General features: G+C 46.3%; 20 protein-coding genes. 9 read left to right on the top strand and 11 right to left on the bottom strand.

What is annotated here, in order from left to right:
- Both Q0241_RS07905 and Q0241_RS07900 read right to left on the bottom strand, forming a co-directional pair.
- The coding region (locus Q0241_RS07905; protein ID WP_299375687.1) for a hypothetical protein at positions 1-468 on the bottom strand (468 nt) is incomplete at its 3' end.
- A gap of 215 nt (positions 469-683) precedes the next feature.
- A complete protein-coding gene (locus Q0241_RS07900; RefSeq protein ID WP_299375684.1) occupies positions 684-1,181 on the bottom strand; it encodes a DUF1499 domain-containing protein in 498 nt (165 codons plus the stop codon).
- Between the two features lie 304 nt (positions 1,182-1,485).
- Here Q0241_RS07900 and Q0241_RS07895 point away from each other — a divergent pair, with 304 nt between their 5' ends.
- Positions 1,486-1,887 carry a hypothetical protein gene (locus Q0241_RS07895; protein WP_299375681.1) on the top strand — a complete coding sequence of 134 codons (402 nt, stop codon included), beginning with the start codon at positions 1,486-1,488 and terminating at the stop codon, positions 1,885-1,887.
- A 130-nt stretch (positions 1,888-2,017) separates the two neighbouring features.
- Here Q0241_RS07895 and Q0241_RS07890 read toward each other — a convergent pair whose 3' ends face one another.
- A complete protein-coding gene (locus tag Q0241_RS07890; RefSeq protein ID WP_299375679.1) occupies positions 2,018-3,166 on the bottom strand; it encodes a P1 family peptidase in 1,149 nt (382 codons plus the stop codon).
- Between the two features lie 283 nt (positions 3,167-3,449).
- Between Q0241_RS07890 and Q0241_RS07885 the strand changes: the two genes are divergently transcribed.
- Both Q0241_RS07885 and Q0241_RS07880 read left to right on the top strand, forming a co-directional pair.
- Positions 3,450-4,421: a helix-turn-helix transcriptional regulator gene (locus Q0241_RS07885; RefSeq protein WP_299375676.1), complete on the top strand. Its 972-nt coding sequence runs from the start codon at positions 3,450-3,452 to the stop codon at positions 4,419-4,421.
- A gap of 135 nt (positions 4,422-4,556) precedes the next feature.
- On the top strand, positions 4,557-5,819 hold the full coding sequence (locus tag Q0241_RS07880) for a cysteine desulfurase-like protein (RefSeq protein WP_299375673.1): 1,263 nt from the start codon (positions 4,557-4,559) through the stop codon (positions 5,817-5,819).
- A 138-nt stretch (positions 5,820-5,957) separates the two neighbouring features.
- On the opposite strand, the gene Q0241_RS07875 is transcribed toward Q0241_RS07880, so the two are convergent.
- The 4 genes from Q0241_RS07875 to Q0241_RS22545 all read right to left on the bottom strand — a co-directional run bounded on the left by Q0241_RS07875 (position 5,958) and on the right by Q0241_RS22545 (position 7,441).
- Positions 5,958-6,239 (bottom strand): hypothetical protein, encoded by a 282-nt coding sequence (locus Q0241_RS07875; protein ID WP_299375670.1) that lies wholly within the window; start codon positions 6,237-6,239, stop codon positions 5,958-5,960.
- Positions 6,240-6,255: 16 nt separating this feature from the next.
- A complete protein-coding gene (locus tag Q0241_RS07870) occupies positions 6,256-6,684 on the bottom strand; it encodes a hypothetical protein (RefSeq protein WP_299375667.1) in 429 nt (142 codons plus the stop codon).
- A gap of 131 nt (positions 6,685-6,815) precedes the next feature.
- Entirely contained in the window at positions 6,816-7,211 is a 396-nt protein-coding gene (locus Q0241_RS07865) for a hypothetical protein (RefSeq protein ID WP_299375664.1), read from the bottom strand.
- 32 nt (positions 7,212-7,243) lie between these two features.
- Complete coding sequence (locus tag Q0241_RS22545; RefSeq protein WP_366941157.1) at positions 7,244-7,441, bottom strand: Imm7 family immunity protein; 198 nt, start codon at positions 7,439-7,441, stop codon at positions 7,244-7,246.
- Between the two features lie 27 nt (positions 7,442-7,468).
- On the opposite strand from Q0241_RS22545, the gene Q0241_RS07860 reads away from it, so the two are divergent.
- Positions 7,469-8,050, top strand: coding sequence for an NAD(P)H-dependent oxidoreductase (locus Q0241_RS07860; RefSeq protein ID WP_299375661.1), 582 nt, complete (start codon positions 7,469-7,471; stop codon positions 8,048-8,050).
- A 135-nt stretch (positions 8,051-8,185) separates the two neighbouring features.
- On the opposite strand, the gene Q0241_RS07855 is transcribed toward Q0241_RS07860, so the two are convergent.
- Positions 8,186-8,578, bottom strand: coding sequence for a helix-turn-helix domain-containing protein (locus tag Q0241_RS07855; RefSeq protein ID WP_299375658.1), 393 nt, complete (start codon positions 8,576-8,578; stop codon positions 8,186-8,188).
- Positions 8,579-9,027: 449 nt separating this feature from the next.
- Here Q0241_RS07855 and Q0241_RS07850 point away from each other — a divergent pair, with 449 nt between their 5' ends.
- Together Q0241_RS07850 and Q0241_RS07845 are read left to right on the top strand one after the other, a co-directional pair.
- Positions 9,028-10,530 (top strand): DEAD/DEAH box helicase, encoded by a 1,503-nt coding sequence (locus Q0241_RS07850; RefSeq protein ID WP_299375655.1) that lies wholly within the window; start codon positions 9,028-9,030, stop codon positions 10,528-10,530.
- Between the two features lie 120 nt (positions 10,531-10,650).
- The gene (locus Q0241_RS07845) at positions 10,651-11,205 is read left to right on the top strand and encodes a hypothetical protein (RefSeq protein WP_299375652.1); all 555 of its coding nucleotides are present in this window, start codon (positions 10,651-10,653) and stop codon (positions 11,203-11,205) included.
- Positions 11,206-11,231: 26 nt separating this feature from the next.
- Here the strand turns inward: Q0241_RS07845 and Q0241_RS07840 are convergent, their stop codons facing one another.
- Positions 11,232-12,098 carry a transporter substrate-binding domain-containing protein gene (locus Q0241_RS07840; RefSeq protein WP_299375649.1) on the bottom strand — a complete coding sequence of 289 codons (867 nt, stop codon included), beginning with the start codon at positions 12,096-12,098 and terminating at the stop codon, positions 11,232-11,234.
- 256 nt (positions 12,099-12,354) lie between these two features.
- The gene (locus Q0241_RS07835) at positions 12,355-12,684 is read right to left on the bottom strand and encodes a hypothetical protein (protein WP_299375646.1); all 330 of its coding nucleotides are present in this window, start codon (positions 12,682-12,684) and stop codon (positions 12,355-12,357) included.
- 156 nt (positions 12,685-12,840) lie between these two features.
- On the opposite strand from Q0241_RS07835, the gene Q0241_RS07830 reads away from it, so the two are divergent.
- Positions 12,841-13,872 (top strand): homoserine dehydrogenase, encoded by a 1,032-nt coding sequence (locus Q0241_RS07830; RefSeq protein WP_299375643.1) that lies wholly within the window; start codon positions 12,841-12,843, stop codon positions 13,870-13,872.
- A 42-nt stretch (positions 13,873-13,914) separates the two neighbouring features.
- Positions 13,915-15,198 carry an MFS transporter gene (locus tag Q0241_RS07825; RefSeq protein ID WP_299375640.1) on the top strand — a complete coding sequence of 428 codons (1,284 nt, stop codon included), beginning with the start codon at positions 13,915-13,917 and terminating at the stop codon, positions 15,196-15,198.
- A gap of 206 nt (positions 15,199-15,404) precedes the next feature.
- On the opposite strand, the gene Q0241_RS07820 is transcribed toward Q0241_RS07825, so the two are convergent.
- The gene (locus tag Q0241_RS07820; protein WP_299375637.1) at positions 15,405-15,638 is read right to left on the bottom strand and encodes a hypothetical protein; all 234 of its coding nucleotides are present in this window, start codon (positions 15,636-15,638) and stop codon (positions 15,405-15,407) included.
- Between the two features lie 197 nt (positions 15,639-15,835).
- Between Q0241_RS07820 and Q0241_RS07815 the strand changes: the two genes are divergently transcribed.
- Positions 15,836-16,921: hypothetical protein (locus tag Q0241_RS07815; RefSeq protein WP_299375634.1), on the top strand; the 1,086-nt coding region annotated here is incomplete at its 3' end.

The raw sequence follows: 16,921 nt of genomic DNA, 5'->3' as shown, positions 1-16,921 counted from the left end.
TGTTGTTGACAGTTCATTCGGGAGTGACATGTCTATAATAATGATAGGGAAGAGCACATCTCTCTTGGCGATGTTCAGTAATATTTTCTCTATGCTGTCCCATTTATTCGCGATCATGGGGAACATATTTAAGGGGTCTAGATAGGCCTTTAAAACGGGCTGCAATAAATCATCATTCGAGAATATGAGCGCTGGGAAACCGTCTTGAGTTTCTAATAATTGGGGAGTGTTGTTTTTTTCATCAAGGCCGATGGGCAATGGAAGGCTTAAGTTAAATGTAGAGCCGCTACCCACTTCGGATACAACGTTAATCGTCCCGTTCATGGCATCAATTAAGCTTTTTGAGGGAGGTTGTGTTTCAGCATACGAAGACTGCCCGAGGGCACTAATACCGAGAAAGCCTATGGCCCCCCCAGCACAAACACCGGACTTGATTACTTTAAGAAAACCACCAGATAACACGCGCATAACGTTCCTTTCCCAAAAACGTCTAGAAGGCCACGTACTCGTATATGGTCAGATTTTACGTTAGTTTGTTCTAATCTTTAAGTCGCTCAAGGTTCAAGAGCGCCCAACCACAGCCCAACCATAGATAGCCAAACATGCGATAGTATGAACGAAGTGCTTAAGATATATTTAAATGTGCTATTGAAACGGTTTCAGAGTAACTTGACTAGATTGACTTACAACTCGGATAGCCAATTCTTTATCCGCTGTTCATTCACCCCAAAATCATCTTTCCCATAGTGAGAACGGCTATAAATCGCCAGAGTGGAGATTGTCGGCCCTAAAGGAATAAAGCGGACAGTAATGCTATCGGGATAACGCATCCATTCGGTCCGTTGAATAAAATCGTACTGAAGATTTTCGCTATCCACAGATCCTTTTTCTATCCGCGGCTGTTTATTCATCAGTGTCATCCATTCGGCCTTTAGTGCATCCACCGAAAGATTATACACCGGACTTTCAAGATCGCTTGGCGCATTACAATAACCTTTGGGGCAGACCAGAAACTGATTTGGCGTTGGCGCCAGCGACAACGTTACAAAATCAATTTTTTGTTCGTCAACCGGACCAAAAAACAGCGCGAGGCCCCTATCCCGGCCAATAAAGACCAAAGCAACCAGCAAAAGAAGACTGATCCCGATCAAGGTCCCCATAATCAACTTCAAAAATATCATGAGTGCTTTCTCTTCTTCCTATGAGTTTGCTTCGCAGCACTTGTCTTTATTTTACGTTTATAGCGTTAAGGTATTTATATATGGCTGCTAGTATTTATGGCGTACTGATATTTCTGGTCATCCTGGCCGCCCTCAAATCAGGGCGTTAGATCTTCGATTTACAATGAACAACCACGGTCTCGCGGGTTCTATGAAAAGAATTGAATACTCATTAACTCTTTACGCGTAAGATATAACCGAGAAATACAGGAACGATGTGGTAAAAATATAATAATTCAAACACGATAGCGAGGAAAACACCCTTATGTCATTAAAAATTTCTTCCCGCTGTTCCTCTGATCCAAATTCCCGACATATTGACAATGACCCCGATGTCTTTAGCCGCGGCAGCCTGATGTTCACTTATGAGATTTTACGTAAACAGAACCCAGAACTGGCCTTGACCATCCGCAATGTCGTTCACGGTACGCCGTTGGGAAAATCAGCTCAAGATATCAACAACAGAAACACAGACCATTTCAGGGTACAGGTAAGCCCCGAACAGGTTCGTGCCATTATCGAAGGACTAGCTGCCCAAGACACGCCCGCGCCCTCACCAGAAAACATGGGCAAGGTTATCATGGCAAAAGCCCTGATTGACGAGTGGACGAAACTTGCCAACAAGTTGATACAGGATCTGCCCGAAGACCGGCTCCATAGCCTTTAGCTATATTACGTGGCCCTCAATATTAGCTTTTAACTCTCGCTTTCTCTCCCCCCACAACGCCCCTCAATCACAGCAAGGATCAGCCGACGTCTTTTACGTAAGATCTTTTGACATGCCTTTTTCTATCCCCTTATCGTTCAGCCCTTTCCTGAAGCCACTTAACCAATTTCTTCAGGGCCGAATGCGGTAGCGCAGGAACAAAGTTTCCATCGCGCCCTTCCATATCTTCGTTGGCCACCATCGAATTAATAATGGCTTCTTCCATTGATCGGATTACCCCTTCGAACAGAAAATCCAAATCTGTATCGGGGATAAAAGAAACGTTTTGAACAGCCTGTTCTTTCGTTGCCAGCACATCCCGGTTGGCTGTGGAAAAGGCCAAAAAGATATCACCAGACCCATGGGCTCCAATTCCCCCGGTTTGTCCCATGCCCAATGCAGCCCGCCGTGCCAAACGCTTGAGCTGATGAGGCAGCAAAGGCGCATCTGTTGCAATGATGCCAATGATCGAACTGAGTTCAGTACTTCTCGTTTTCTCAACCATTCTGGTTTCGGAAAGCTCTTTACCAAGCGGATAGCCCAAAACGGTTAAATCATCCCGTTTGCCAAAGTTTGATTGCACAAAAGCGCCGACAGTGTAAGTCGTATCACCGTACTGTACCCGTCGAGATGCCGTGCCAGACCCAGCTTTAAAATCAAAGCTTTTCATTCCCGTCCCGCCGCCGACACTGCCTTCTTCAATCGGGCCATCTATTGCAGCTTCGATGGCTTGGGATACATGATCATTGGTAACATGAAAGCCATTGATGTCATTTAAAAACCCATCATAGGTTTCCGCTGCAACGGGCAGCCCGAAACTGTCTGCGAATTCATCCGGGAAAGCCCGATTGGCCCATCGCAAGGTCGCATCACGGGTCAAGCCACAGGCATGGGTATTGGTAATCGTTATCGGCAACGACATCAGCCCCACTTCTTCCAAAAAGTGAGACGAGGTTAGTTCTCCATTACCGTTCAGGGAAAAGTACCCGGCGAAAACCGGTGTACACACATCCGCCCGAGGTCGGGGTAAAATAGCCGTCACCCCCGTTCGCACAGGCCCCTGCCCAACCTTCAAAGCTCCGTGACCATCAATCAGGGTCGTATAACCAACGCTAACCCCCGCAACATCCGTGATCGCATTTTTTGCCCCCGGCTCGCCTGGAAACTTTAACCCTAATCCCGCAGCTCTCATTTTCCCGGCAGGTGTCATCCTTTGGCTATCGGATAAAGTATCAGGCATCACAGTTCGTTTCCATTTTGGGTAAAGATCATTGGTTCTTCCCCGGTTGAATAATTAAGCAAGTTATATGATCAAAGAAGTATCAAGAAAAATCTGACTTCATGCAACGTCAACATAACCGTGTCCTCTAACAACCAGATCGCGGTCAAACTCGCCTCAGGAAATGTTATAGAAACCAACTTTGCAACCCAATCGACAGCGTCAATAATGGTGATATAATCCAACACACCATCCAGCAAAGCTATCAACGATCAGCACAAATCATACGTCAGAAAGACCAAAGATGTCAGGTGAGATTTTACGATCAACAGGCTTCAAACCTGAACAGGACGATACACATTTCAATGCCTCTCTCTGGGTCAGTGCGCTTATTGATAACATTGGGAATGCCAATTTTTTCCCATGGATCGCGGAACAGATGAAACAGGTAATTCCGCACGAATTCTGTATTATTTTTCAATATGAAAAGGAACATCGCCCACAGGTTCTCTATGATGGATTAAGCCCGCTGGGGTATCGGGAAGGCTTGAAAAATTTCCTACAAAGCACGTGGCAGATCAACCCCTTTTACCACGCCTGTCGCGAAGGCCTTAAACCCGGCCTGCATACGATGGAAGCCCTGTCACGGGAAGCCCAGACCAGAAAATCCCAAGCCAGAAAAGCTCAAGCCCGAAAAGCACCCACCTGTTCCTATACAGAGAAAACCAGAACCAATGCCGATTACAAGATGCGGCCGGATCAGAAGGAAGAAATCGGTTATGTCACCGATGGCTGGCCATTGGGCATGCAGGAACTTATGCTGGCGGTTCCTCTGCCCGGTGATGATGTGATCGAAATTTCTCTATCGCAAAAGATTGATCACACCGACAAAGGCGCCCCCTTGCTTGAACAGTCACAAGAATTGGTGCCCATTATCATCAGCGCCATCAAAAAGCATTGTGAAACCCTTGGCCTAGGTCACACCACACCGGATCACACGTCGCAGGGTCACACCACACCGGGGCACATGCCATCTAATCAGCCGCTTTTGTCTGCGCCAGATTTTCTGACCCGCCGCGAAAAGCATATTATGGATTTAATCCTCTCTGGCCACGGATCAGAAGCCATCGGTCTTCACCTCGGCATAGCCTTGCCAACGGTTAAAACCCACCGACGCAATCTCTATCGCAAGCTCGGTATTTCATCACAGGCAGAGCTTTTTGCGCTCATGTCATCCCATATGTCCTCCCGCCGCCCCCCAAAAGGGCATCACTAAGACATCACAAGGCATAGCATTCTCTCTTTTGAGGGAAAGGAAACACCCCAAACTCATCCTTTAGGATGATTGTTCAAATAAAAGAGACCTGACAACAATCCTTACAGAACAAAGTGGTTTTTTGAGGATTACAACATGACTTTCCCAATCGAAAGCGTTCGCGCGCAATTCCCTTCTCTATCCCTGACCGATACCATACAGGGCAAAAAACAACGGCGGATCTATCTGGATAATCCCGCCGGAACACAGGTAACATCGCGCGTTATTGAGGCTGTTTCGGACTGTTTTCTCAATGCCAATGCCAACCTTGGCGGATACTTCCCAACATCTATTGCCGCAGAAAAGGTCGTTGATGATTGCCATCTTGCCATGGCGGATTTCATGGGGACTGATGATCCCGGCGAAATCATTATCGGTGCCACCATGACAACACTGACCATGCACATGTCGCGCAGTATCTGTCGGGATTTCAAACCGGGGGATGAAATTATCGTCACCCGGATGGATCACGAAGGTAACGTTGCCGCATGGTTAGAAATTGCGCAGGATTTGGATCTGGTGATCAAGTGGGCCGACTTTGACAAGGCAAGCTGGAAGATCGAACCCGAACATATCAAAAGCCTGATTACCGATAAAACAAAGCTGTTGGCCCTGAACTACGCCAGTAACCTGACAGGGGCCATCAACGATGTTAAGTCCATTATTGCCGAGGCCCATAAATCAGATGTGCTGGTTTATGTTGATGCGGTTCAACTGGCCCCGCACCACCAAATTGACGTCAAAGACTTGGGCTGTGATTTCCTGATCTGTTCACCCTATAAATTCTTTGGCCCACATATCGGGGTTCTTTGGGGCAAACGATCAATACTCGAGAAAATGCACGCCTATAAATGCCGCTGCGTGCCGGAAACACTGGCGACCAAATATGAAACTGGCACCCCCGCGATTGAGCTTTTGGCTGGTTTGACCGCCGCCATAGATTATTACGCATGGCTGGGCGGCGAACTGGGCCAGACCGGATCTCGCCGCGCACAGATGACCACGGCCTTCAACGCCGCAATCGAATACGAAGAAAACCTGACCAGCCAACTGATCAAAGGTTTGCAAGAAATTGACGGCGTGGAAATCTTTGGCCCCACCGCACAGAACCAGATGAAAGCACGGGTGCCAACCGTGTCGATCCGCCATAACAAGGTAAAACCGGATACCTTGGCAAAGTCTTTAAGTGAAGAAAATATCTTCGTCTGGAGTGGCCATAACTATGCCATCGGCGTGGTTGAAAGCCTGGGTATTCCAATGGACGAAGGCATCCTGCGCATTGGCATTGCCCATTACAACACCGCCGAAGAAGTCGAGGCTATTCTGGGTTCAATTGAAGGCATTGTGACGAACGCTTAAAGACCGACGGTACAGATTAGAAGAGTTTTGAAAAGCAGGCCCAGAAGGAACTTATCCTGATGGGCCTTTTCCTAAAAAAATGAAATTATTTTCTATAAAGACAATAGTTAATTGATCTTCTTGAGGCTGATCATTCCGCTATAGATTATCTACCCATTTTTTTCGATAAACTTCATCTATTTCTTCTAAAGAATACATATACTCGTCAGGTGACGTTTGACTATCAACTAACATAAGATCCATCACCCCTGACCATAATAATTCTTCATCTTCAGGTGGGGAAAACTCAAGTTTATCGGAATCAAATGCATACATTTTCTCACAGGCCCAACAATTAGCATCTTCTCTGGTAATCTTTCCTGCTAGAAGTTTTGAAAATATATCAACAACCTCATTCTTCGTAATTAGCATCTGATCCAATAATTCCTACCCTAAATTACCCGACAAATTTTTCTATGGCATCAATAGAGACTGACCATTCAGAAATTCGGTCACCATCTTCAGACATGATTTCTCGGTCTGAGATACTTTTGGCAATGTTAGCCTCATCAAACGATACTTGATCAAGAAACAATATCGTATTCTGAATATGAACCATATTTTCCACCTTATACATCGACCATGTCATGAGGAAATTTGCATGTTCCGGATCATACATAGTCACCATCAAGGCTGTCTTTTCGCAGCCATTTAATAGATCCTGACATGCTTCTCTCCACTGCTTTCGATAATCATCGATACTCCAGTATGTAAGTGGGGCATGAAAATCCTCTTGGAAATTATCAATCTTGATGGTTCCCAAGGCACAGGGCTCATCATAATGAATTACAGCGTCATCTGATAAAGAGATGGAGAATATCGACATGTTTATATTCTTTGTTGAAATTTCTATTTTATCGTTTTGCAGAGGATTAGAAAATTTTTGTATGACAGGCACTAATGTCCAAATTAAATGGATATTTTCTACCTTTAATAATCAAAAATACACGTTAACATTTAGAAAAACGTTTCACGAATTCCATTATACTCATTCCACGTACAACAATGCTCACGAGAAAATGTACCTAAGAAAGAAACAAACACATCGCTTGGTATTATCTCATCTGAAGCATTTACGATATTTTCTAAAAAACAAGTAGCGATAGCATTTTGGACATCGTCATCACCATATATCAATAACTCTTCAACGGCATTAAATAGTTTCGTTTTTTGGTCATCATCCATCTTGATTATTGCATCAATTACATAATCAGAAAATGCTCCTATATCCAACCAAATACTTGTATTTTCACCCTCCCAGTACTTCAAGTGATCTTGCCATGCATGGGTAAAATCAGGAGCAATTTCTAACAAATAAGGAATACATTTTTCTTTAGTTATTACGTTATTCATTAAATTTCACTAGCTTATACCATTAAGTATTCTCAATAATCTTCAACAACAGGTATCGTCGGTGACAAAAATGGATCTAACCTTTTTTCGCACGCCCCTCTTTTTATCACGCTAACCGAAAAAACACCCCTGCCTATTTCCACTTCCCTTTGCCCATCAAATTCATAAATTAACCCATAGGCACCTTTAAACTTATCAATAGTTGCAGTATTGCATAGATACCAAATCAAAATAGCGTTTTAAACAAGGGAAATACAGTGAAGTGTCTGGTCGTTATAACGCATCCGTTGGAAGACAGTTTGTGCAAACATCTCGCGAAGGAGGCAATTGCGCATTTGAAGGCCAAGGGGTACGAGATCACGGTCAAAGATCTTTATGCAGAAAGCTTTGCGCCCACCCTCACCCCTGCCGAGCGGCAGAGTTATTTTACGGAAAAATTTGATAGTAGTGTCTTGGAGCAGGATTTAAAACAGCTCAAAGAAACGCAGAGCCTTGTGCTGATCTTTCCGACCTGGTGGTTTGGTTTTCCCGCCATCCTCAAGGGGTGGTTTGATCGGGTGTGGGCGCCGGGTCATGCCTATGATCACGCAGATAACAACAAGGCTATTTTGCCCAAGCTCGACAATCTGGTTGAGATGAAGGTCATTACTACCCTTGGCTCACCCAGATGGGTTGATCTGTTGATTTTACGACAACCGGTTCGACGTGTCCTTAAAACCGCGATCCTAGGCACCTGTGCGCCCAAATGCCGGTTTCAGATGCTTTCTCTTTATGGCAGCGAAAGCCTAAGCAAAGGAAAAGTGGATCGTTTTATTCGGAAAATTAAAACGCAGTTTTAAACCATCGTTCTATCGTCATTTATCTATACTTCTCTCTTTACGTCTTGAGAAAAAGTTAAGCTAAACTACTAAACCAAATATACAATCCACTTTTATAAATTCAATTTTCAGAATTAAAAATTATAGAACAATACTTTAAAGTTGGGCCGCGTCCTGCTCGGCCTGATCATCTTTGATGCCGCGTTGAACGCGGTTTACTTCGCTGGAAATCTCAAAAAGAAGTTGCACCATACGTTCGTGCATCGCCTGCAGGCGGTTAATCTTGCTCTGCAGATCTGCGGTCTCAACAACTTCTACATTTGGCGGCAGGCTGGTATTATCTTCTGATCCTTCCAGCAACCAAATCATATTAACGCTCAACACACCTGCCAGCGCAACAAGCTTGTTCGCGCGAGGTTCAGAACGATCACTTTCCCAATTATTCATGGTTGAGACTTTAACACCGACACGGCGCGCAAGCTGCGATGCACTTAATCCCTTACTTTTACGTGCTGCCTCGATACGTTCGCCCATGGTGATATATGTCATAAAAAATTCCTAATACAATTCAACAAAATACTCTATTCATGCCCTTTGGGAATACCACTTGAACAAATCAAATCATTAAAAGTGCATCCCTTTGGGTAGTGCTAAAGGGATACACTTTTGAGTCAGCCATCGCAAGAAAAACTTTAATGACGAGTGCAGAAACTCCACCTAAACAATTGATATTAATAATAATTATATGGAAAATTTTCTTTTCGCAGCTATAAAATCACTCTTAGCGCAACGCTTTAGGAAACCAGATATTCATCTTTTCCCTTTCTTTACCTATCCGATTTATCCTTACGCCCTCACAACACGCGACTTTCCTGTGCGGGTTCTTTTTCAGCCTGAAATACGTCTCCTGACATGGCTGCCCCGCAGGATCGTTGATTGACAGGTGGGCTATTCAGCTATAGTGAAATCTGATTCTATTAATTTGATATTTGGCGATAATGAGCAATTTTTCCGATCTCGGCCTCCGTGACCCTATTCTTCGTGCGATTAAGGAAGGGGGCTATGAACAAATGACCCCGATCCAATCACGGGCTATTCCCAACATTATGGAAGGAAAAGATCTGATTGGCGTCGCCCAGACGGGAACCGGAAAGACCGCTGCCTTTTCATTGCCATTGATCCAGTATTTGCTCAAAGGCGAAGGCAAGCGTAAGGCCAAGACAGCACGGTCGCTGATCCTGGCCCCGACACGCGAACTTGCCATTCAGATTTCAGATAACGTCCGCGACTATTCCAAATATCTGCACCTGCGCAGCACCATTGTTTTCGGCGGCGCGTCAGAAAAACCACAAATCAAAGCAATGGCCCCCGGCGTTGATATCCTGATCGCAACGCCCGGCCGCTTACTTGACCTGATGTCTCAGGGACATATAAAGCTAAACGAAGTTGAATTTCTGGTTCTTGATGAAGCCGACCGGATGCTCGACATGGGCTTTATTCGCGACATCAAGAAGATCATCAAGGAACTACCTGATAAACGGCAAACGGTTCTGCTTTCCGCGACGATGCCCAAGTCCGTTACCACACTGGCCAACACCATTCTGATCAACCCCGTCCGTGTAGAGGTTGCCCCTGCGGCCACCACCGCTGAAAAGGTTGAACAGCATGTGATGATGGTGCCCAAAAGCCGCAAACGTGATTTGCTGGGACATGTCCTCAAAGACGAAGCGATTAAACGGGTTCTGATTTTCACCAGAACAAAACACGGCGCGAACCGCGTTTCAGAGTTTTTGGAAAAACTGGGCGTTACCTCTGCCGCTATTCACGGCAATAAATCCCAGAACGCCCGTCAACGTGCCTTGGCTGATTTCCGTGATGGCGCGATCCGTGCGCTTGTCGCCACTGATGTTGCTGCGCGCGGCATTGATGTGGATGGTGTCACCCATGTCATCAACTTTGAGCTTCCGAACGAACCAGATAGCTATGTTCACCGCATCGGACGAACAGCCCGTGCAGGTGCCACAGGTATTTCCTATTCCTTCTGTGATCATGAAGAACGTGCTTATCTGAAAGATATTGAAAAGAATATCCGCCAATCCGTGCCTGTTTTTGAAGAGCACCCTTACCACGAAGAAGGTATGGCCGCCGCCCCCGCTGGTGCAAAAAAAGATAGTAATAACCGTGGCGGACGCCCAAACAGAAACGCCCGTGGCGGATCACCAAAAGGAAGAGCCGCTAACAAAACGGGTAATAAAAATCGGCGTTCCGGGTCACCAAAACCATCCGGCAATTCACAAAATTCTGCAGAGAACACCAACGCAAACAGCAAGCCAGCTGGTAATCCGGCGGGCAGAACATCAGAAAAACCAGCGGGCAAACCAAATCGTAAGCCCGGAAACAGACCCGGAAATCGGCCCAGTAACCGCCCTAGTAATCGGCCGGGAAATAAAGCCGGAAACCAAACCGGTAACAGATCAGGTCGGAAAACCAGTTCTGTCTAGCTCAAAGCGGATTATATTGAACCCTAGGCTAAAAACCATCTAAGCTATCGTTGATCAGATTAACGATAGCTGGTGGACCCCTTGCGATTTCAAAACACCTTACAAATTGGAACGACAGGAATGCTGTCAACCACAGGCATGTGGTTGGCTGAACATTCTGAACAAACAACCATCGTTTCCCGAGACCCATCTGATTTTGTAAATAAAATTCGGAATCGGGGATGGTTCGCAAAAGATATCGCGTGTGATTACACAAATCCACACCAACGACAAAATCTGTTAAATGCGACTATTCAAGATAATTCCCCCAAACAGATGCCCCCCGAATATAAACAAGGCACTCTTCAGTCCAGATACGATTTGATATTGGCTTGGTTACATCAAAACCCAGTACCGTTTCTCGAAAGTCTGTCATTGAATTGTGCAACAAGAAATGCACGTATTATCTGGGTCGTCGGCAGCGGTTTTGACAATCCGGCAAAGTCACCTGCGCTTCCTAATATAATCAGCACTCAAACGCTGGAAATCGCTGTTCTCGGCTTTCAGATGAAAGATGGCAAAAGCAGGTGGCTTTCACATGACGAAATCAGCCAAGGAACAATTAGCGCTATAAAAACGCAGCAACACGAGAAGGTCATAATAGGTAAAACAAATCCTTGGTTTGCACGGCCTTAAGCTTTTATGATTTCAATCACGCACAGTCACTGACTGTTGAGGTCCAACAAACCGTGTTTGACTAGTAAGTTGCGATAGGTTCCGTCCGCTTTCATCGCGCTTAGATGCTTATCAATCAGCTGCAAAATCGCTTCGTATCCGCGGGTTTTACGCGAGATGCCGATATAAAGGTTTTTGACGTCGATTGCTTCGGTGCCATAATAAAATACTGTGCGACCGGGAAAGAGTAAATTCGCAGTGTGACGCGCGACGAGTTCATCAGCAAGAGCAGCATCAACCCGACCATCTTCTAGTTTTTTGAGAATAATTTCCAAATTTTTGGAAACGTCACGTTTAAAGTGTGTTGCTTGGGCAAAGGCCTTTGGATAGGCATAATCCTGAGCAATGCCCACATAACGGTTTTTCAAATCATCTATGGTATGAACACGGCGCGGGTCGCGTTTATGTGAAATCAAAACCAATCGATTTTCAGCGAGAACCGAACCATAGGCAATCTTCTCATCTCGATCCTGTTGATACCAAAGCCCTGGAATCAGATCGACTTTGCCGTCATAAGTTTCCTTGAGCAGACGTGACCAGGGAATAGCCTTTACTTCTACATCGATCCCTGCGCGTTTCATGGCGATTTTCAAGACATCAACAACCAGACCGTGATCAGGTAAATCATACCCCATATAGGGCGCCCATTCGGACACACCGATCACAAGCTTGCGTTCTGTAAGGGGATATTCAGAAGACGGTTCACCAACCGGGGAAGATGTTTTGCTTTGCGCCAAAGCAGAAACAGACGACAAGGACGGGACCGCAAGACAACAGCCAACAAGCAAACATAAGCGCCGTAAAGCTTGCTTTAGCCCGCTTTTGATATTCAACCAGCTCGCATTGCTATTCATGCCAGATTCCTAACGTCGTGTTGTACCCCTCACGTTAGAATCTTGTCCTACACCTTACATACTATCAGCTTTATCTTATTTTCTCAGATCTTTTTCTCTATTTCAGAGGCTCGATTTCAAAACCCATCAGTTTCCACAAAAATCTTCGCAGAGGTTTTCATAGAGATCTCGGATTTTTACAGAATTTTTCACAGTATCTTTCACTGCGTCTTTTACTGCGTCTTTTTTCAGGGACCTTTTGAAAAATCACCCTTGATTACCCCGCAATCAAAGGCCGGATATAGGGCCAGTGATAAACAATCATGCTGATAGAAATCGGATTAATGGCAATCGCCAATAAGCACCCCAATGTCTTTGTTATTATGGGGTAATAAATTGCCGTTCGCAGGCTTTGAGGCGACACAAAACGAACGCTCTTTATCCAAAGCTCTCCCCACCATTTAAAAGCCTGCCAGATCGACAGAATGATGATCTCGTAAAATATTCTGAAAACCGCCATTCTGATAACGTTCCAGAAACCCACGATTACCATTATAAAAAGGGTTGAAATAATGCCTTCCAAATTGAGCGCCTCCCCACGCTTCATTCTAAAATGGTCCTGTTTTCATTATTTTCAATAAAAACCACACACGCAGAGCTTGCAAAGAATACTTTTAAAGTGCTTCATTCCCAGTATATTATTTACACAGTGTATTATTTACTCGGTATATTATTTAACAAGATTTCTTTGAGAGCACATTTCATGATTATCAAAACGGCCCTTGTTGGTCTTGGCTCGGTGAACAAAAATCTTTTGACGATCCTGATCAACAAACAAGAAAGATTGCACCGCGATCACGGTATTTGTTTTCAGATTGTTTGCGTTTCCGATAGTTCTGGCGTTGCTGTTAATCTGGACGGTTTTGAAGCTCAGGCCATCATTAACCACAAAAATGCGGGCAAACGGGCCTCTTCTTTTCAGGGTTTCAGAAAAGGCGCGTCCATTCAGGATGTTCTGGAAGACACCAAAATTGATTTGATTTTCGAAGCGTCCCCCGTCGATTTAAAAACCGGTGAACCCGGACTGGGCATTACCCGCAAAGCGTTATCCATGGGTATTTCTGTCGTCCTTGCCAACAAAGGCCCGGTGACACTTGCCTATGAAGAGCTACAGAACCTCGCACGGGGATCTGGCGCAGCCTTGGAAATGAGCGCGACGGTCTGCGGCGGCTTGCCAATACTCAATATCGGCAGACGCGATTTGATCGCCGCTGACATCAACAAGCTTCAGGGTATTTTCAATTCTACCAGTAACTTTATTCTGGATGAAATGGCAACGGGGCGTTCCTATGACGATGCACTGGCCGAGGCACAAGAACGCGGCATTGCCGAAGCAAACCCCAGCCTTGATGTGGGTGGCTGGGATACCGCAAACAAACTGGTCATTATTGCCAATGCCATCTTGCGGCAGACTGTCACCCTCAAAGATGTTGATGTTACTGGCATCGAAAAGATTACCGAAGCTGATCTGAAAGCGGCCCAAACTGAAGGCAAACAAATCAAGCTGGTTGCCAAATACGAAAATGACAAGCTCTCGGTTGAACCCATTGCCCTGCCACAAGACAGTTTCCTTGCCCATTGCACAGGCTGGGAAATGGCGGTGGAACTTCACACCGATATCTATGGCATCATGTACCACAAACTCTGGGAACGCGAACCCGTTCCCACGGCTGCATCCATGCTGCGCGATGCCGTAAATATTTTTGAGAACAGGGCTCATAACGCCGCTTTGTAGAAACGAACACCCCATGACCCGTCCCCCGATGAGCTGCCCCCCATGACCTACCCAAAGAATACACCCCCTAAAAAAGCACATCCTACAAACGCACATCCGACAAAGACACAGCCCGAAAAAGAAACTCAAGATAGTACCCCCGTTAACAGCCAAGCCTATCTTATCCTGCTTCTGCTTTTTACCGGGGTTTTTTGTAACGCCATGATCGTGCCCTTCATGGGTTTTTTCATCATCGATGAACTGGGGCGTGATCCTTGGGAAATTAGTATATATGTCGGGCTTGTCAGTGTTTTAACCCTATTGATGAACCGCCAGTTCGGGGAACGCTTTGACAAGGGGGCGCGGGTCCGTCCACTCATTGCCATATCCGCGTTCGCTTTTCTAACCGCAACCGCGACACTCTCGCTCTATCCGGCCTATTGGGTGATTATTGGCTTTATCAGTATTTGTTTTAGTTTCTCAAATGCCTCAACCTCACTCATGTATAGCTTTGGCCGGGCCTATGCTGAACAACAGGGCATGGCCATTACCACCTACAATTCCTATCTGCGCAGCATGACCTCACTCGGTTGGATGATTGCCCCGGCGCTTTCCTTTTTCATTGCCGGACAATGGGGAAACTCTTTCGTCTTTTATACAGCAGCCTCCCTCGCCGTCCTGTGGGTTGTCCTGTGGTTTTGTGTCGTGCCAAGCGATTTTACTGCTGCGGCCAAAGAACCATCTTCGCAACAAGCATCATCTCAATCCAGATCACTCAATCACGGATTATACTTGGCATCAGCCGCCTGTCTTTTTATCGCCGGGGCGCATATTTTGACCAGTGCTGCCTTGCCGCTCTATTTTACGCAGGAAGCCAAACTGCCAACCTATGCGCCGGGTCTGGCCTTTAGCATCAAGTGCCTGACCGAAGTCGCTGTTATTCTTCTTATTCCCTATGCCATGCAAAAGTTCAGCGCCAGAACAGCACTCTATGCCGCAACGCTGATCGCCATGCCAACCTTCTATATTCTATCCCAAGTGAACAGCATCCCTCAGTTGGTGGCGGGTGCCGCACTTGAGGGCCTGTACTACGGTATCTTCGCGGGTGTCAGCATCACCTTCGTCCAAAGCTTCGCCAACGGCCGTCTCGGCCGCGCCACCTCGCTTTATATGAACAGCCTCTTCCTCGGCGGCATGTTGGGCAACGTCTCCATGGGCCTGATCGCCAGCGCTTATAGCTACCAAACAGCGATCCAGCTCTCCCTTGTCATCATCACAGTCGCGTTGGTAATCCTAATCGCATCCCGACGCAGCGACCGGGCTCTAGAAAATAGCCTGAGCGTTTAAAGGGCCTGCATCACGGCGAGGTCATCGATTTTTGGGGTGGGTCTTTTGTTTTTCATCCCGATCAGGAAGGCGTCGGCCTGATGAATTCCTTTTCCAACACCATTCTGCATCTTGTCACCCAAGGAAAATACCGGGATATGATGACAGGCGCGCCCTATTACATTCCTAATTATTAAAGAGCCTACCCATTAAGCAGGATTAGCGTGTTAACCGTATCCATAATTCACCATTAAAATAACAAACCAGAGCATGGGATGAGAGACAAAGCCGAGAATGCGTCCCCATAATATTGCATCGTCAGCACCATTAGGTGTGTTCGAAAGCATATTTTCCATAAATCTAGTCGTTACAGTAAACCAGCCAAGCATCAGAAATTTTAATACTGAAACATACACAAATTTTACAACAGCAAATACAACTACAAATAAAATAGCTTTCATCAGACCCCCTAATTAGCAATCATAGGGTGCAGATTAGAGCAGAAAAAAGCAACCAGATAAGACGCTAAAACTTTCTAACCCAGTTTGACATCGCCGAGGTCACCCGGTGACAAAACGTCCTTTATCTGCGAAGCCATTTCCTTCACCTTGTTTGGTGTATAGCTATCATAAAATCCCTGATTACTACGGCCTATGCCATGTTCGGCGATTACGACACAAATATCACCGAGGGTCGCTTGACGAGCTACTCGCGTCGCTTGACCGGATTCAAAGGCGAATATTTGGGCGATGATGTGCAAGTCCTCGGCTTTGCCGCTGAAACTAACCAAGGCTTTGCGCGGGATGAAGTGGCAGCCCAAGGCCTCTCTGGTGCCTATCAGTTGTCGAATGATCGCATCATTGCACAGTCCGAAGAAGTCGTGGTCGAAACGCGTGACCGTGTGCGTCCTGACATTATTCTCGACCGTAAAGTGCTCGTCCGTTACCTGGATTACACGCTGGATTATTATACGGGTCAGTTGATTTTCCGCCTTCCCGTCGATGCAACAGATGCCGAATTTAATCCCAATGTGATTATTGTCGATTATGAAACCAGCCAAGATGTTGAACGCAACGTCACGGCGGGTGGTCGTGTCCAAGTGCAAATGATGGATGATAAGCTGCAAGTCGGCACGACCTTCACCCATGAAAATGGCAGCGCATTATCCGCTGGCGCAGAGCAGAACCAAATCGGCGTTGATGTCATTGCCGATGTGACGGACAATACCCGTATCCGCGCCGAATGGGCGATGACTGAAAATAAAGCTCTCGACGGGGATCAAACGGCTGATGCGAAATTACTGGAAATTGTCCATAATTCCGAGAAGCTGACAGCCGAGGCCTATATCCGTGAAGAAGACGGTGGCTTTGGTTTGGGTCAAACGACATCTGCGACCAATGACATTCGCCGCTACGGCCTGCGCGGGTCGTTCAAAGCGGGCCAAAGTGACGATGCCGAAACGGGTCGCCGCTCTGTGCGCCGCGTCGATGCGCAAGTGTACCGCGAAGATAATTTATCTACCGATGATACCCGCACTAGCGGTGAAATCTTGGCCGTGCATGACGGCACCAGCTTTGACGTGTCAGGCGGTTTGCGCATGACCAAAGATGACTATGCTGACGAGACTCAGAGCCGTGAATCCCTGCTGGCGGTCACACGCGCCTCTTATGATTTGTCGCGTCACAGCATCACCTTCCAAGCTGCGGTTGAGCAGCCTTTGGGTGGCAAAAATGATGTCGCGGAT

The sequence above is a fragment of the uncultured Kiloniella sp. genome (genome assembly GCF_937128705.1).
GTDB lineage: Bacteria > Pseudomonadota > Alphaproteobacteria > Kiloniellales > Kiloniellaceae > Kiloniella.
Note: the sequence above shows the minus strand (reverse complement) of the source record. Positions and strands in the feature narration are given on the sequence as shown.

Coding starts and splice junctions, on each gene's coding strand:
- Q0241_RS07865 (WP_299375664.1), bottom strand. CDS start 7,211: ATGAATAACGTAATAACTAAAGAAAAATGTATTCCTTATTTGTTAGAA.
- Q0241_RS07880 (WP_299375673.1), top strand. CDS start 4,557: ATGACTTTCCCAATCGAAAGCGTTCGCGCGCAATTCCCTTCTCTATCC.
- Q0241_RS07835 (WP_299375646.1), bottom strand. CDS start 12,684: ATGAAGCGTGGGGAGGCGCTCAATTTGGAAGGCATTATTTCAACCCTT.
- Q0241_RS07900 (WP_299375684.1), bottom strand. CDS start 1,181: ATGATATTTTTGAAGTTGATTATGGGGACCTTGATCGGGATCAGTCTT.
- Q0241_RS07840 (WP_299375649.1), bottom strand. CDS start 12,098: ATGAATAGCAATGCGAGCTGGTTGAATATCAAAAGCGGGCTAAAGCAA.
- Q0241_RS07850 (WP_299375655.1), top strand. CDS start 9,028: ATGAGCAATTTTTCCGATCTCGGCCTCCGTGACCCTATTCTTCGTGCG.
- Q0241_RS07845 (WP_299375652.1), top strand. CDS start 10,651: ATGCTGTCAACCACAGGCATGTGGTTGGCTGAACATTCTGAACAAACA.
- Q0241_RS07830 (WP_299375643.1), top strand. CDS start 12,841: ATGATTATCAAAACGGCCCTTGTTGGTCTTGGCTCGGTGAACAAAAAT.
- Q0241_RS07895 (WP_299375681.1), top strand. CDS start 1,486: ATGTCATTAAAAATTTCTTCCCGCTGTTCCTCTGATCCAAATTCCCGA.
- Q0241_RS07870 (WP_299375667.1), bottom strand. CDS start 6,684: ATGTCGATATTCTCCATCTCTTTATCAGATGACGCTGTAATTCATTAT.
- Q0241_RS07890 (WP_299375679.1), bottom strand. CDS start 3,166: ATGCCTGATACTTTATCCGATAGCCAAAGGATGACACCTGCCGGGAAA.
- Q0241_RS07885 (WP_299375676.1), top strand. CDS start 3,450: ATGTCAGGTGAGATTTTACGATCAACAGGCTTCAAACCTGAACAGGAC.
- Q0241_RS07855 (WP_299375658.1), bottom strand. CDS start 8,578: ATGACATATATCACCATGGGCGAACGTATCGAGGCAGCACGTAAAAGT.
- Q0241_RS07820 (WP_299375637.1), bottom strand. CDS start 15,638: ATGAAAGCTATTTTATTTGTAGTTGTATTTGCTGTTGTAAAATTTGTG.
- Q0241_RS07825 (WP_299375640.1), top strand. CDS start 13,915: ATGACCTACCCAAAGAATACACCCCCTAAAAAAGCACATCCTACAAAC.